Origin of the sequence: Kaistella montana (assembly GCF_024436175.1) — a bacterium.
In the GTDB taxonomy this organism is placed as follows: Bacteria; Bacteroidota; Bacteroidia; order Flavobacteriales; family Weeksellaceae; genus Kaistella; species Kaistella montana.
In genome coordinates this window covers 618504-634441 of sequence record NZ_JANFQP010000002.1, presented here as the reverse complement: position 1 = coordinate 634441, position 15938 = coordinate 618504, and the positions used below count along the sequence as shown (strand labels likewise).

Genomic DNA, 15938 nt, shown 5'->3' with positions numbered 1-15938 from the left:
TTTTTCTCTTAAATTATAAAGTCATGGTCGCGAAAATAATTAAAGATTGTTCAAATCCTGCGCAATCAACCAAGCTTCACTCCAACAAGCTTGGAAATTAAATCCTCCTGTAATCGCATCAACATTAAGAACTTCGCCTGCAAGATAAAATTGATCAATCACTTTGCTGGACATGTTTTTAAAATTAATTTCCTTTAAATTAACTCCGCCTGCTGTGACAAATTCGTCTTTGTAAGTCGATTTTCCAGTAACTTTCATTGTGTTTTTGCAAAGATTCTGCAAAATATTTTGAAGTTCTTTCGAAGAAATTGTGGAGATATTTTTATCTAAATCGATTTTTGAAACCCATAAAATTCGATGCCAAAATCTTGTCGTAACATCAAAGATTTTCGAAGTTCCAATAGATTTTTTTGGATTTTCCTGACGGAATTTCATGAACATTTCTCTTGCTTCCTCGATATCAATTCCGATAAAATTGACAAGAATATCAAATTGATATTTTAACGCCGCCAATTCGCGGGCTTTCCATGCTGAAGTTTTCAAAATTGCCGGTCCGGAAAGTCCCCAATGCGTGATCAACATTGGTCCAGATTCGTCAGTTTTCAGCTGAGGAATTGCCACTTCTGCATTCGGAAAACTGGTTCCCTTTAAATCTTTCAGCATTTCATTTTTAATATTAAAAGTAAAAAGCGACGGAACCGGTTCTACGATTTGATGACCAAGATTTTGCAAAATTTTTAGCGATTTCGGAGAGCTTCCTGTACAATAAACTATGAAATCTGCCGCAAAATCACCAGAATTCGTCTTCACAAGAAATTGTCCGCCATTTTTTTTAATATCGGTAACAACTGACTTGGTTTTGATAGTGAAATTCTTCTGATTCACTTCATTTATCAAACAATTAATGATGGTTTGTGAAGAATTGCTTTCAGGGAAAATTCGATTGTCATTTTCAATTTTCAGGGCAACATTTCTTTGATCGAACCAATCCATCGTATCTCCCGGTTGAAACTGATGAAAAACACTCAAAAGTTCTTTGTTTCCTCGTGGATAAAATCCCACCAAATCTCTTGGATCAAAACAAGCGTGAGAAACATTGCATCTTCCGCCACCGGAGATTTTCACTTTCTGTAAAACATCCGAATTTTGTTCCAGAATCGTTACATAATATTTACTTTCGTCAAGATTTGCAGCACAGAAAAAACCTGCTGCTCCGCCTCCGATGATGATGATTTGTTTCTTCACAAATTGATGTTTTTTAGACTTAAATAATTTTTCAGCAGCGATTTAATAAAAATAAACACTGCATAGGATTTGCAAAAATACAATTTTTCTAACCCATGATTAATGCGTAATTTTGCAATCTAAAAATAATACTAAATGTCTTTGTATCATTATAAATTTGAAGTAAGATGGAGCGATATCGACGCCAATAAACATCTTGCAAACTCCTCTTATGTGCAATATTGCGCGCAAACCCGAATGGCTTTTATGAACACCCACAAAATGGGGCTTAAAGAACTGAGCAGATGGGGAATCGGACCAGTAATTTTACATGAAAGATATTCTTTTTTCAAGGAAATCTACGCGGACCAAACGGTGTATGTAAGCGCAGAAATAGCTGGAATGTCCGAAGATGCGAGTATTTATCAGTTTCTTCATAAATTTTATTTACCCGACGGAACACATTGTGCCACTTCAGAAGCAACCGGAGTTTGGATTGACATGATGTTAAGAAAAACGACTACTCCACCCGATGATATTTTGGAAGTAATGAAGGAATTCAGCTCTGAAAACACAAAGATTTTAACCAAACAAGATCTTAAAGATCTTCCTTTTCGTCCGGAAAATGTAGAAGCTTTTCATAAAAGGGATACTTTTACTTGGAGAAAATCAAAAGAAGATTAGTCATTTTTTCTAATTTCTTAACCCATTAAATCAAAAAGCAATGCTCGAAGATAAAAATCCGCAACTTACGCCCATTTCAACATATGGTGAATTCGGACTGATTAAACATTTAACCGAAAATTTTAGTTTCAAGAATACTTCCACCGAAATTTCCATTGGTGATGACGCTGCAGTAATCAATCCTGAAAATAAAAATATTGTTGTATCGACAGATATTTTGGCTGAAGGCGTGCATTTTAACCTTGGTTATGTTCCTTTGAAACACCTTGGTTATAAAGCAGTTGTTGTGAATTTAAGCGACATCGCTGCGATGAATGCTACACCAACGCAAATTCTGGTTTCGCTTGCGGTTTCCAATCGTTTTCCGGTGGAAGCTTTGGAGGAAATCTACGCAGGAATTGCGTTAGCTTGTAAACATTATAAGGTTGATTTGGTAGGTGGCGATACCACAAGTTCCACTTCTGGTTTGGTGATGAGCATCACCGCAATCGGAATGGAAGATTCTGAAAATATTGTAAAAAGAAGTGGTGCAAAACCTAATGATTTATTGGTAGTAACCGGCGATTTAGGCGGTGCATATCTTGGTTTGCAAATTTTGGAAAGAGAACACTCTGTTTATCTTGCGAATCCGAATATGCAACCGGAAATGGAAGGCTATGATTACATTCTCGAAAGACAATTAAAACCAGAAGCGCGAACCGACATCAAAAAAACTTTAAATGAACTCGGCGTAAAACCTACTTCTATGATTGATATTTCAGACGGATTATCTTCGGAAATCCTGCATTTATCGGATCAAAGCAAAGTTGGCTTCAGATTGTATGAGGAAAAGATTCCGATGGATTCTTTAACGATTTCTACGGCTGATGAACTGAATTTGAACCCTGTAATGTGCGCGATGAATGGCGGCGAAGATTTCGAATTGCTATTTACTATTGCTCCTGAAGATTTCGAGAAAATAAGAAACCATCCGGATTTTAGCATTATCGGTCATGCTGTGGAATTAGAACACGGAAATTATTTAGTGGCGAGAGGCAGCAACGAACTTATCGCTCTGAATGCACAAGGTTGGGATGCTTTTTTGAAAAAATAGATTAAATTCTATTTCCAACGAATGCGGCGAAAACATTTGGATGTATCAGTTCTTCGACGTTTACGGAAATATCATTGGTTTCAATTTCAGGTTTTTCGAATTTATTTTCATCAAAAAAAAGAAGTTGCCACTCTCCATTATTGTATTCCAGGTAAGATAAATTCTCGATCCAATCACCAGAATTCAGGTAATGTACAGAGCCGGCTTCTTTTGTTACAGCCCGATCGGCTGGTTGATGAATATGCCCGCAAATCACGTAATCATAATGGTTTTCAATGGCAAGTTCTATCGCTTTTTCTTCGAAATCGCCAATGAATTTCATGGCATTTTTCACTGAATTTTTAATTCTTTTAGAAAGTGAAACTTTTTTTCTGCCTAAACTTTCGAGGATAAAATTAATGGCTCTGTTGACTAAAATCAACCAATCATAGCCAATTCCGCCAATTTTTGCAATAATTTTAGCGCCACCTTTTGTGGTATGATCGAAAATATCTCCATGAAAAAACCAATGTTTTTTTCCGTTGATTTCTAGCAGATATTTGTCGGTGAGAAACAGGTTTCCCATCGTCAAATCGGTATATTTTCTTAAGAATTCATCGTGGTTTCCCGTGATATAAATGATTTGCGTTTCGCTTTTCATCATTTTAAAAAATTCACTCAGTACCGCCATGTGTGAATTGGGAAAATATTTCTTGGAAAACGCCCATCCATCAATGATGTCGCCATTTAAAATAAGTATTTTCGGGTTGATGCTTTTCAGGTAAGCAACCAATTCGGTAGCGTGGCAACCGTATGTAGCCAAATGGATGTCTGAAAGAACAACGATTTCTACTTCTCTTTTTCCCATATTCGTTTTTCCAAATGTAAGATTTGAATATGAAATATTGATGAATTAAAAATTAATTTTCCGCTGAGCTATTTGTTTGAAAATGTTTTTGATTTTAAACCAAATAAAATCCCCAATCTTGTGAAAGGGGATTTAATTTATGTCCGAATAATCGGTACGCAATAATTATGCGTTAGGTTCAATAGATACGAAAGATCTGTTATTTTGTTTCTTTCTGAAAACTACTTTACCGTCAACAAGAGCGTGAAGAGTGTGGTCTTTACCCATTCCCACGTTTTCACCTGGGTGGTGTTGTGTACCTCTTTGTCTCACGATGATGTTCCCAGCAATCGCTTCCTGTCCACCGAAAATCTTTACACCCAATCTTTTAGAGTGAGATTCTCTACCGTTTTTGGAGCTACCAACTCCTTTTTTGTGTGCCATTTTATTTCAGTATTATTTTTTTGGAGTTAATTTTTCTAAATTTTCTTTGATGAAAGCATCAAATTCTTCAGAACCTAGAACTCTTTTCCCTAAAGATTCTTTCAATTCTTTACCCAATTCTACCAATACTTTTCTGTTATCGCTAGATTGAGAAAGACCGTTTTTTTCTAAAAGGTGGTTCAATTCGTGGTCTTCACCGAAGTTTACGGTAGCAGCATCGCGGTTAGCAACAGCTTTAGTTTCGGTTTTTGCAGCTTTAGCAGCTTTTGGTTCTGCAGTTTCTTTTTTAGCTGTTTTTTTCGCACCATCAAATCCTGTAATACCAGTGATTACGATTTGAGTTAAAGATTGTCTGTGACCGTTTTTCTTTTCGTAACCTTTTCTTCTTTTCTTTTTGAAGATGATTACTTTATCCGCTTTCACGTGGTCTAAAATTTCAGCATCAACAGTGATACCGCTTACAGCCGGGGCGCCGATTGTTGTAGTACCGTTTACAGTAAGAAGAACTTTGTCGAAAGATACTTTCGATCCTTTATCTCCTTTCAAACGGTGTACAAACAACTTTTGGTCTTGCTCAACTTTGTATTGAAGCCCTGCTATTTCTACAATTGCAAACATTGTTTATAAATTTTGTTAGTTAATTCGAGGTGCAAAAGTAATAAATATTTTTGAGTTATCCACAATCATCTTATTTTTTTTGATCAATTTTTCGAGATAAGTTCCTGAGGATGACATTCGTATTGAAAAAAACATCATTTATTATTCATCAAAAATCTATTTTACAGAAGATTTTTAATTAAATTTGAATTTCTTACCACTATGAAAAGAGATTTATACATTGATTTTGCCAAAGGTTTTGCCACCTTGGCGATTATTTTCATCCACACCGTTTTTTGGTCCGGTCAATTTTATGTTCCTACGGAATGGCGCGTTTTTTCGTTGCTGATTGACGTTCCATTATTTTATGCACTCAGCGGATTGACTTCCGGCGGAAATGTAGAAAAAACCCTCTACAGGCTTCTCAAGTTGCAGATCACTTTCATGATTTTTGTGACTTTCCTCTTCTTCCTCGATTATTTTTTCAAAGTTTTTGGTTTAAATATTTTCGGTTTGGAATGGATGAAAGATTTCTATTCTACTTTTGGGACGAAATATGTTCCGCAAAACATTTCCGATGTTCCACAATGGCAAAATCTCGGAAATTGGTATCTTCATCAATACACCAATGCGGATACTTTCCCAGTCGTGATGGGAAGTTTCTGGTATTTGAAAGTCTATTTCATCCTCACCGTTTTCGGAGTGCTAATTCTTAGGTTTTTCCCGAAACATATCAATTGGTTTATTGCTTTGTGTTTTGGTTTAACTCTGATTTTTAATCTTTTACCACAATATTATCCATCGGGGCAAGTTGGCTATGTTGCTTTTTATTTAGGTCTATTTTTATTGGCAAATCGTTTTAAAGGAAAGAAAATTCCCACCAAATGGATTCCTATTTTATACGGAGTTTTAATTCTGATTTTCATTTTCCTCTTCTGGAATTCGGGCAAAGAACTTTTCATGAAGATGAATAAAGCCAAATTTCCACCGAAATTACTGTACATTTTCTGGTCTTGTTTTTCTTTGGTCACGCTTTTCACTTTATACAATCAATTGAAAATCAGCAAAGAAAGCTTCATTACTTATATTGGAAAAAATGCTATATTTTTCTATTTCGCTCAAGGCATGAGCTCGTCACTTGTCTATTTTTTGGTGGTCGGTTTAAAAGATAAAATGCAATGGTGGTTATTAATGATCCTCATTTACCTCATCAACATTCTATTGGCCGTAATCATTGCGGAAGGATTAAAAAAAGTAGATGCATTCGGCTGGAAATTATTGGAGTTTCTTCGCAAAAAAACCGCTTCAACGAATTGAAACGGTTTAAATTATTATACCTAAGTATATTAATTTTTATTGCCACCACCTCTCGCTACCAAAGCGATAATGATTATCAATACCAACGCACCAATAACCCAATAAATAGGATTGGTGAACCACTCTTCTGTGGTAGTGGTTTTAGTTGTAGTAACATCCACATTCAAATCCGGTGTTTTGGTTGCATCTTGAGCCATGCTCATTACACTGAAGAAAAAAGTAAGGATTACCAAACCGAATTTTTCTAGTTTACCTGATAATAGTTGCGTGTTCATAATTTATTTTTTTTAATGTTATAGTTTTCAATATTCAACATTTATGCCACAATTTTTCTTTATTCTTTTAATTTTCATTAAAAATTTATCGTATTGCTAATCAAATCGCAATTCAGCGTCAAGTAAATATTAATTAAATTTGTCATAAATTCTAAAAATGTTCAAACTCAAACTTCTTACCGATCCCAGATGGGCCAATATTGCTGAAGGAAACCTTGAGGAAATCCTCACCGATCACGCTTGGTGCGAACAAAAAGCAACCACCAATGCAATAACGCTGATCACCATGTTGCCGGAATATCCCGAAATCATCACCGAACTCATTCTCATTGCTCAGGAAGAGTTGCAACATTTTCAAATGGTTCACGAAATCATCAAAAAAAGAGGTTACGAATTCGGAAGAGAACGAAAAGACGATTATGTGGGCGAGCTCATTAAATTTGTTCGACACGGAGGCACGCGAGACGAAAGAATTATTGACAGAATGCTGTTTGCCGCGATGATCGAAGCCCGAAGCTGCGAGCGTTTCAAAGTGCTTACCGAAAATATCAAAGACGAGGAACTGAAAGTTTTTTATCGAGAATTAATGATTTCTGAGGCCAATCATTACACCACTTTTATCAAATTTGCTCGTCAATTGGGTGATCCCGAAAATGTAAATGAACGCTGGGAAGAATGGCTGGAATACGAAGCTAAAATCATCAAATCTTACGGTAAAAAGGAAAGCATTCACGGGTAATTTTTTTTCCAAAAATCAGTAGAATTTTCCTAATTTTACACAAGTCAATTTACTTTCGGAAAAAAGATGCAGAAACAAAAGTTTGAACAAATCCTCAACACCTTGGTAAAATCTTTTTTCCAAGGTTTATTAATTATCGGTCCGTTTGCAGCAACGATCTGGATCATCTGGTACATTGTTTCCGGCATCGATAATATGATTCCAACGGTTTCCGAAAAACTGTATCCCGGCATCACTTTTATTACTGTCATTGGTTCCACTACCCTTATCGGATATTTGGGGAACAAATTCATCATCGGTCGTGTGGTAGTCGATAGTTTCGATTATCTGCTCGAGCACACTCCGGGTATTAAATTTATTTACACTTCGCTGAAAGATGTGATGACCTCTTTCGTTGGAGATAAAAAAAAATTCAACCAACCTGTTCTCATTAAAACTACAGAAAATCCTGCGATTTGGCGAATTGGCTTCCTCACGCAAAGTGACCTTTCCTCTGTTGGATTTCCGGGTTATGTTTCTGTTTATCTTCCCCATTCTTACGCCGTTTCCGGATGGGTGGTTTTCGTGGAAGCGAGCAATATTCAAATTTTAAAAAATGTAAGCGCTTCACAAGCTATGAAATTCGCTGTCAGTGGTGGCGTTGCAGGATTCCATTCGGATGACAACGTATTCAAAGCACCGGAATGAAATAATTAACAATTAATAATGAACAAAGAAGCGGCAGTTACCCCAATTTTTGTTCAAAAATCTCAATTTCCAATTATTAATTTTTTTAATTATTCATTATTTATGAAACTCCCTTACGCAGAACCTTATCGAATTAAAATGGTGGAAGAAATCCGCCAATCTACACAAGAAGAAAGAAAACAATGGCTCAAAGAAGCTGACTATAATTTATTCAATTTAAAATCATCACAAGTTTTTATCGATCTTTTAACCGATTCTGGAACTGGCGCGATGAGTGACCAACAATGGGGCGCTTTGATGACGGGCGACGAAAGTTATGCCGGATCCAGAAGCTTCGAGGAACTTCATGAAACCGTAAAAAAAATCACCGATTTCCAATATCTTTTGCCAACGCACCAAGGAAGAGCCGCTGAAAATGTTTTGTTTTCAGTTTTGGTAAAAGAAGGCGATGTGATTCCGGGAAATTCCCATTTCGACACCACAAAAGGTCATATTGAAATCAGAAAAGCCCACGCCATCGATTGTACGATTGATGAAGCATTCGATATTGAAAATCTTCACCCTTTCAAAGGAAATATCAATTTAGAGAAATTAGAAGAAGTTTATAAAACCTATCCGAAAGAAAAAATTCCGTTTTGTCTCATTACGATTACTTGTAATTCTTCCGGCGGACAACCCGTTTCCCTCGAAAATGTAAAAGCTGTAAAAGAACTTTCCGACCGATACGGAATCCCGATTTATTTTGATTCGGCGAGGTTTGCGGAGAATGCATATTTCATTAAAAAAAGAGAAAAGGGTCAGGAAAACCGTAGCATCAAAGAAATTGCAAAAGAAGTTTTTTCTTACGGCGTGGGAATGACGATGAGTTCCAAGAAGGATGGTTTGGTGAATATTGGCGGTTTTATCGCATTAAATGACGAAAATATTTTCAGAGCCGCTTCCAATATTACCATTATTTATGAAGGTTTCATCACTTATGGCGGAATGGCAGGTCGCGATATGGCAGCTTTAGCTGTTGGTTTAAACGAAGCTACGGAATTCGAATATCTCGAAAGTCGTATTTCTCAGGTAGAATATTTGGGAAACAAGCTGATTGAATTCGGAATTCCGGTGCAGAAACCGATTGGTGGACATGCTGTTTTCGTTGATTCACTGAAATTTTTACCGAATATTCCGAGGGAAGAATATCCTGCGCAAACTTTAGCCACTGAAATTTACAAAGAAGCCGGAATCAGAACCGTAGAAATTGGGACTTTATTAGCTGATCGCGATCCTGAAACCCGTGAAAACCGCTATCCAAAACTAGAATTGGTTCGTTTGGCAATTCCGAGACGGACATATACGAACAATCACATGGATTATATTGCGGTGGCGATTAAAAATGTTTTCGACCGAAGAGATGAAATTAAAAAAGGTTACCAAATCACTTGGGAATCTGAGATTTTAAGACACTTTACGGTGAAATTGAAGGAAGCGTAAAAATAAAAAATCCGTTCATTTCTGAGCGGATTTTTTTTAATTCAAAAACCATTGCCCTTAAAACCCAGAATTTCTGGTTTGAGAGAGGTTTTCCTTAGATTAAAATCAATTAAGCTTCATGCAGAACCGCATGAGACTTCACCAATTCTTGCTGAACATTGGGTGGAACCAACTGATATTCTGAAAACGTCATGGTAAATTTTGCTCTACCACCAGTGATAGAACGCAATGTGGAACCATAATCGTGCAATTCAGCGAGCGGAACTTCGGCAAGAATTTTTTGGTAATGACCTTCGGAATCCATGCCGGAAATCATCGCTCTTCTTGTTTGCAAATCACCCATCACATCGCCGGTATCTTCGTCCGGACAAAGGATTTCCACTGAATAAATTGGCTCTAAAAGTTGTGGGTTTGCATTATTGAATCCTTCGCGGAATGCTCCCGAAGCTGCCAATTGGAAGGAAATATCATTGGAATCCACGCTGTGCATTTTGCCATCGTAAACAACTACTCGAATATTCTGGCAGTGCGAACCAGTGAGCGGACCTTCTTTCATCTGTTGCATAATTCCTTTCTTTATAGCTCCAATATATCGATTATCAATTGCTCCACCCACGATGCACCAATATAACGCGAGTTTTCCTCCCCAAGGTAAATCTTCGATCTCTTTTTGGCGAATATTTACACCAGTTGGTTCAGGCATATCGTCGTAGAAATTTTCAACTCTCATATGGATTTCCCCGAATTGGCCGGAACCTCCGGATTGTTTTTTGTGGCGATAATCGGCATCTGCTTTTCCGGTGATGGTTTCGCGGTAAGGGATTTTCGGGTTGTCGAAATTCATTTTTAAACCAAATTCTTTTTGAAGACGTTGCTTCACCAAATCTAGGTGCAACTGACCTTGACCATGAAGAATTGTTTGTTTAAGTTCTGCAGACTGCTCCACTTTCAAAGTCGGATCTTCCTCCTCAATTTTGTGTAAAGCGGTGACAAGTTTTTCCATATCGGCGGTGGAATCGGTAGAAACAGCTTTTCTGATGCGGCTTTCAGGAAATTCCATCGGACGAACTTTTCTTTCAACACCTTTTGTATTTAAAGTATTGTTGGAATGTCCATATTTTAATTTTACGGTTACGCCCAAATCCCCTGCAACCAGTTCATTTACTGGAATCCTTTCTTTACCTTCTGCTACAAAAAGTTGTGAAATCCTTTCCGTTTCTCCATTATTGGCATTGACGAGTTCGTCGCCAGGTTTTAGTTTTCCACTAAGGACTTTGAAATAAGAAACCATTCCGACTTGTGGTTCAGAAAGGGTTTTATAGATAAATATGGTGGTTTTGTCTGCAGGATCGTAATTAATTTCACCACCGTTTTCCAGTTTTCTTGCAGGTCTTTCAGCAGGAGACGGAGCAATATCATCGATGAAGCCCATCAATCTTCCGCTGCCCATATCTTTGAGTCCACTGGCTACAAATACAGGGAAAAACTGTTGTTTTGCCAATGCGATGGTAATTCCTTTGGCGAGTTCTTCTTCAGAAAGATTGCCTTCTTCGAAGTATTTTTCCATTAAACCTTCCTCGTTTTCGGCAGCAATTTCTACTAAGGCATTGTGCATTTCGTTGGCTCTTGCCATTTCGGATTCTGGGATGGGTTTCTTTTCAGGTTTTCCGCCATTCACAGGGAATTCATACATGACCATTCTTAAAGCATCAATAATGGCATTAAAATTAGCACCGGAATTGTATGGATACTGAATAGGAACGAGTTTCGAGCCGAATCTTTCTTTCGCTTGCTCCAAGGTTTTCTCATAATCGGCTTTTGGATGATCCATCTGGTTGATGACGAAAATTGCGGGGGTTTGGTATTTTTCCACATATTCCCAAACTAGTTCGGTGCCCACTTCCACACCATTCGCAGCGTTCAGTACAATGACTGCGGTATCGGCTACTTTTAACGAAGAAACGACTTCGCCAACGAAATCGTCAAATCCGGGAGTATCGATAATGTTTATTTTGTTGTTTTTCCAGTTCACGAACATTTGGTGGGAGAAGATGGTTTTTCCTTTTTCGTGTTCCAAATCGGTGTGGTCGCTCACGGTGTTTTGTCCTTCAACAGAACCGCGGCGTTTAATCGCCCCTCCTTCGTAGAGCATGGTTTCAATCAGGGTAGTTTTGCCACTGTCGGAATGGCCGAGCAAGACTACATTTCTTAAATCTTGGGTATTAGCACTCATAATATAAAGTTTTAATTATTCTATGGGAATGCTAAAAAGGAAATGACCTGCATTTGATTTTTAGGTAGTTAAAGTTACGAAAGATTTGAAAGTGTTGAACTATTTTATCAAAAATGGATAGATGATATTTGGCAGTAAAGTTGGCCATAGCTTTCGATACACTATAATTTGGCTTTGACATACCTTTGACATACCTCTGATATACCTTTGACATAACTTTGGTACGGCTCAACTACGGCTCAACCTTTTGGATTTACTTTCTATAAATGGATTGGGGAAAATTAATAAGTAAAAAATGAGCGTTTTGGAATTGGAAAAGCAACACAACGCACTAAAGTTCAACTGATTCCAAAGATAAGGAAATTAATTGGGAATGACCTGTTGTTGTAAAAAATATTGTATTGGTTTACTTTTTAAAATAAAAATTTCACAAGAGGCTAATTCTTGTTTAAAATATCTTTCATAATCATTTCCGCGTGGATTCTGGAGTTTTCGATGAACCAAAGGTGGGTGTCTTTTCCTCCGCAAACTACGCCTGCCAAATAGAGGTTTTCGATGTTAGTTTCCATGGTTTCAGGATTGTATATTGGGCGAAGGTTTTCGTCTTTTAATTGAATTCCGGAGTTTTTTAGAAATTCGAAATCGGGAAGATAGCCGGTCATCGCAAGCACAAAATCGTTTTCAATTTCATGGATTTTGCCCAATTCATCTTTAAAAATGACAGAATTATTTTTAATTTCTACCATTTCTGCATTAAAATAAGCTTTAATGCTGCCTTCCGCAATTCGGTTTTCAATATCTGGTTTTACCCAATATTTCACCGATTTAGAAATCTCCGAACCTTTGATAATCATGGTTACTTCCGCACCTTTCCTGTAAGTTTCCAAAGCAGCATCCACCGCTGAATTACTTGCTCCAACAACCACAATTTTCTGTTTCGCGTAAGGATAAGGTTCTGTATAATAATGCTTTACTTTAGGCAAATTTTCACCAGGAATATTCAACAAATTCGGAATATCATAAAATCCGGTTGCAATGATGATGTTTTTTGCGAGATATTTTCCTTTAGAAGTTTCAACCTCGAAGATTTCATTTTTAGAAATGTTTAAAACCCGTTCGTAAAGGTTGATTTTCAGCTCTCGTTGACGGGCAATTCCTTGGTAATATTCCAGAGCATCTTGTCTTCCCGGTTTTGGAGATGAAGTGATAAAAGGAGTTCCGGCGATTTCCAATTTATCGGCTGTGGAAAAAAACCGCATATACAACGGATAATGATAGAGCGAATTGACGATGGTCCCTTTTTCAATAATTAAATAATTCAGTTGATTCTTTTCTGCTTCCAAAGCACAATTCAACCCGATGGGTCCGGCTCCGATAATCAATACCTCTAAAATTTCCATGGTACAAAATTACGAAACCTATTTTTCATGGTGAGTATTTTGAAAAAACTTGCCCTTTGAAGAAAGCATTGAATTTCATTGAAAATCTAAACAAAAAAAACGGGCAGAAAAATCTGCCCGTTTATAGCTCTAAATTTTGAAAATCTTACTTGATCAAACCTAATTCTACAAGTCTTTCGTGAAGAAATTCCCCAGCAGTAGTATCAGGATATAATTTTGGATTGTTTTCGTCATAGGTTCCTTCCAATGCGTTCAGCGGCATTTCGCTCACCGGGTGCATGAAGAAAGGAATCGAATATCTTGAAGTTCCCCATAATTCGCGTGGTGGATTTACCACTTGGTGAATGGTTGATTTCAGTTTATTATTGGTGTGACGCGACAACATATCTCCCACATTGATCATCAACTCATCCGGTTCTGCGATTGCATCTACCCATTCTCCGTCGTGATTCATTACTTGAAGACCTTTCCCTTGAGCACCCATTAAAAGCGTAATCAAGTTGATGTCGCCGTGTGCAGCTGCACGTACCGCGTTATCCGGCTCTTCGGTAATTGGTGGATAATGAATTGGTCTTAAAATAGAGTTTCCTTCACCGACAAATTTGTCGAAATAAAATTCATCCAAACCAAGGTGCAAAGCCAAAGCGCGCAACACATAAATGCCGGTTTTCTCCAACATTTTGAATGCTTCTTTCCCCACTTCATTGAATTTCGGGTTTTCCGAAACTTCCACATTGTACGGATAAACTTCTTCATACTTAGAACCTGGTTCCAAATATTGCCCGAAATGCCAGAATTCTTTCAAATCCCCTTTTTTAAATCCTTTGGCAGTTTCTTTTCCGAAACCTACGTAACCGCGCTGTCCGCCGATTCCCGGGATTTCGTACTTTTGTTTGGTTTCCACAGGTAATTCAAAGAAATGTTTTACCTCTTGGTACAAATCATCCACCAGTTTCTCATCGAGAAAGTGACCTTTCAAGGCCACAAAACCGATTTCTTCGTATGCTTTTCCGATTTCATTTACAAATTTTTGTTTGCGTTCCGGGTTACCCGAAAGGAAATCACGCAAATCCACACTTGGGATCTGTTTCATATTGAATTGATTAAAAAAATGTTTCGTTGCAAAATTAAGTGATTTTATTCAATTAATAGTCCCTTTTTCTATGTAAACCTATCAAGCAAATCGATGCTTATTTTTAAATAAAAACCATATCAAATATTTTCTGATTAAAATTTTAATTATCAGTAAATTTGCAGTTAGTCAAAATTTCCAAATGAAACAGTTCTCTTCCAAAAGAAGCATCCAAATCTTAGCATATCTCCTAAAAGAATACGGAATTTTCAACATCGTTATATCTCCTGGATCACGTAATGCGCCTTTGGCCATTCATTTTTCCGAGACCGATGAGTTCAATTGCTACAGTATTGTGGATGAAAGAAGTGCGGCCTTCGTAGGACTCGGGATGGCGAAAAGTGAGAAAAAACCTGTTGCAATTACTTGTACCAGCGGTTCTGCAGCTGCCAATTATTATCCTGCAATTACTGAAGCGTTTTATCAAAATGTTCCGTTATTGGTGCTTACCGCGGATCGTCCGACAGATTTTGTGGATATTTTCGATGGACAAACCATTCGTCAGAAAGAGATTTTTGAACAACATTCTTACGGGGATTTTCAGCTTTTGGAAGACGGAAAAGAGAATGCCGAAGATGAAAATTTTAATTTAATTAAGAAAGCCATTGAGCTTTGTTTTGAAAAACAAGGTCCGGTTCACATCAATATTCCTTTGGAAGAACCTTTGTATCAATTGGTTTCGGAATTGCCCACTTTTCCGCCTGTTGAAAAAACACTTCCAAAAAAACAATACGAACTTCCATCCCATCTTGCTGCAGAATGGAATCTGTCGAAAAGAATTCTGATTTTAGTTGGAACAAGAGATTACAGTGAAGAACTGGAAATGCAGCTTGGACAACTCGTTAAGAACCATAGTGTTGTAGTATTAACAGAAGCCACTTCCAACATCAAACATCCTAAATTTTTCAGCCATATCGACCGTTATATTTTCAATTTTTCGGAGGAAGATTTCAAAATGTATGCGCCTGATCTTTTGATAACTGTCGGACAAAACGTGGTTTCCAAAAAAGTGAAGCAGTTTCTGAGAAAAGCAAAACCCAAAAACCACTGGCACATCCACGAAATCTGGCAACCCGACACTTTCTTTTCACTTACAGAAAAAATTGAAACCCAACCTGAAGTTTTCTTTAAAAAAATATTGAATTTCATCAAGTTAGAGCCACAACCCTATTTTAATTTATGGGATGTTCTTCGCGATAAAAGAGATTCAAAACATCAAGATTATTGCTTAAAAACTTCTTTTTCCGATTTTAAATTCTTTGAAATACTTTCTCAAAAATTACCTGAAAACATCAATCTTCATTTCAGTAATTCCTCCGCAATCCGTTACGCACAACTTTTTGATTTTCAGAAGAATAACATCTACTGTAATCGCGGAACTAGCGGTATTGACGGCTCCACCTCTACAGCGATGGGGTTTGCAATGAAAAACGCAAATCAAACGGTTCTGGTAACTGGAGATTTGAGTTTCTTTTACGACATTAATGGACTTTGGAATAATTATATCCCGCCATATACGAGAATTATTATTTTCAACAATGGAGGCGGTGATATTTTCAAGATAATTCCAGGACCCGGAACGACAAATGCATTGGATGAATTTATCTTGACAAAGCATCACAAAAATGCAGAACATTTATCCAAACATTTTGGTTTTTCTTACACGAAAGTTTCCGATGAAGACACGCTTTCAAGAGTTCTTGACAATTTCTTTAAACAAGATGAAAAGGCAAAAATTCTCGAAGTGGACACCTCAGCCATTGAAAATTCGGAGGTTCTGAAAAATTATTTTGAATACTTAAAGTAGC

At 37.2% G+C, this 15938-nt stretch carries 15 protein-coding genes; 7 read left to right on the top strand and 8 right to left on the bottom strand.

What is annotated here, in order from left to right; translation table 11 throughout:
- Nucleotides 1-39 precede the first annotated feature (39 nt).
- Complete coding sequence (locus NOV28_RS09150) at nt 40-1245, bottom strand: BaiN/RdsA family NAD(P)/FAD-dependent oxidoreductase (RefSeq protein ID WP_255930027.1); 1206 nt, start codon at nt 1243-1245, stop codon at nt 40-42.
- A 135-nt stretch (nt 1246-1380) separates the two neighbouring features.
- Between NOV28_RS09150 and NOV28_RS09145 the strand changes: the two genes are divergently transcribed.
- Both NOV28_RS09145 and thiL read left to right on the top strand, forming a co-directional pair.
- Nucleotides 1381-1908 carry an acyl-CoA thioesterase gene (locus NOV28_RS09145; protein WP_255930025.1) on the top strand — a complete coding sequence of 176 codons (528 nt, stop codon included), beginning with the start codon at nt 1381-1383 and terminating at the stop codon, nt 1906-1908.
- A 40-nt stretch (nt 1909-1948) separates the two neighbouring features.
- Nucleotides 1949-3001 carry a thiamine-phosphate kinase gene (thiL, locus tag NOV28_RS09140; protein WP_255930023.1) on the top strand — a complete coding sequence of 351 codons (1053 nt, stop codon included), beginning with the start codon at nt 1949-1951 and terminating at the stop codon, nt 2999-3001.
- A 1-nt stretch (nt 3002) separates the two neighbouring features.
- On the opposite strand, the gene NOV28_RS09135 is transcribed toward thiL, so the two are convergent.
- From NOV28_RS09135 to rplU, 3 genes are all read right to left on the bottom strand, one after another.
- A complete protein-coding gene (locus tag NOV28_RS09135) occupies nt 3003-3848 on the bottom strand; it encodes a UDP-2,3-diacylglucosamine diphosphatase (RefSeq protein ID WP_255930021.1) in 846 nt (281 codons plus the stop codon).
- A 165-nt stretch (nt 3849-4013) separates the two neighbouring features.
- Entirely contained in the window at nt 4014-4271 is a 258-nt protein-coding gene (gene rpmA / locus NOV28_RS09130; protein ID WP_027376950.1) for a 50S ribosomal protein L27, read from the bottom strand.
- 12 nt (nt 4272-4283) lie between these two features.
- Nucleotides 4284-4889 (bottom strand): 50S ribosomal protein L21, encoded by a 606-nt coding sequence (gene rplU, locus NOV28_RS09125; RefSeq protein ID WP_255930015.1) that lies wholly within the window; start codon nt 4887-4889, stop codon nt 4284-4286.
- 201 nt (nt 4890-5090) lie between these two features.
- On the opposite strand from rplU, the gene NOV28_RS09120 reads away from it, so the two are divergent.
- Nucleotides 5091-6185 carry an acyltransferase family protein gene (locus NOV28_RS09120; RefSeq protein ID WP_255930013.1) on the top strand — a complete coding sequence of 365 codons (1095 nt, stop codon included), beginning with the start codon at nt 5091-5093 and terminating at the stop codon, nt 6183-6185.
- Nucleotides 6186-6214: 29 nt separating this feature from the next.
- Here the strand turns inward: NOV28_RS09120 and NOV28_RS09115 are convergent, their stop codons facing one another.
- A complete protein-coding gene (locus NOV28_RS09115; RefSeq protein WP_255930011.1) occupies nt 6215-6460 on the bottom strand; it encodes a hypothetical protein in 246 nt (81 codons plus the stop codon).
- A 157-nt stretch (nt 6461-6617) separates the two neighbouring features.
- On the opposite strand from NOV28_RS09115, the gene NOV28_RS09110 reads away from it, so the two are divergent.
- The 3 genes from NOV28_RS09110 to tnaA all read left to right on the top strand — a co-directional run bounded on the left by NOV28_RS09110 (nt 6618) and on the right by tnaA (nt 9365).
- Nucleotides 6618-7199 (top strand): MiaE family protein, encoded by a 582-nt coding sequence (locus NOV28_RS09110; protein WP_255930009.1) that lies wholly within the window; start codon nt 6618-6620, stop codon nt 7197-7199.
- Nucleotides 7200-7265: 66 nt separating this feature from the next.
- Nucleotides 7266-7886: a DUF502 domain-containing protein gene (locus NOV28_RS09105; RefSeq protein WP_255930007.1), complete on the top strand. Its 621-nt coding sequence runs from the start codon at nt 7266-7268 to the stop codon at nt 7884-7886.
- 102 nt (nt 7887-7988) lie between these two features.
- A complete protein-coding gene (gene tnaA / locus NOV28_RS09100) occupies nt 7989-9365 on the top strand; it encodes a tryptophanase TnaA (protein ID WP_255930005.1) in 1377 nt (458 codons plus the stop codon).
- Nucleotides 9366-9474: 109 nt separating this feature from the next.
- Here the strand turns inward: tnaA and NOV28_RS09095 are convergent, their stop codons facing one another.
- The 3 genes from NOV28_RS09095 to NOV28_RS09085 form a co-directional block, all read right to left on the bottom strand.
- A complete protein-coding gene (locus NOV28_RS09095) occupies nt 9475-11598 on the bottom strand; it encodes an elongation factor G (protein WP_255930003.1) in 2124 nt (707 codons plus the stop codon).
- A gap of 437 nt (nt 11599-12035) precedes the next feature.
- The gene (locus tag NOV28_RS09090) at nt 12036-12998 is read right to left on the bottom strand and encodes a YpdA family putative bacillithiol disulfide reductase (RefSeq protein WP_255930001.1); all 963 of its coding nucleotides are present in this window, start codon (nt 12996-12998) and stop codon (nt 12036-12038) included.
- 145 nt (nt 12999-13143) lie between these two features.
- Nucleotides 13144-14091: an isopenicillin N synthase family dioxygenase gene (locus NOV28_RS09085; RefSeq protein WP_255929999.1), complete on the bottom strand. Its 948-nt coding sequence runs from the start codon at nt 14089-14091 to the stop codon at nt 13144-13146.
- A gap of 181 nt (nt 14092-14272) precedes the next feature.
- On the opposite strand from NOV28_RS09085, the gene menD reads away from it, so the two are divergent.
- Nucleotides 14273-15937, top strand: a complete 1665-nt coding sequence (menD, locus tag NOV28_RS09080) for a 2-succinyl-5-enolpyruvyl-6-hydroxy-3-cyclohexene-1-carboxylic-acid synthase (protein ID WP_255929997.1) — start codon at nt 14273-14275, stop codon at nt 15935-15937.
- The last annotated feature ends 1 nt before the right edge of the window (nt 15938 follow it).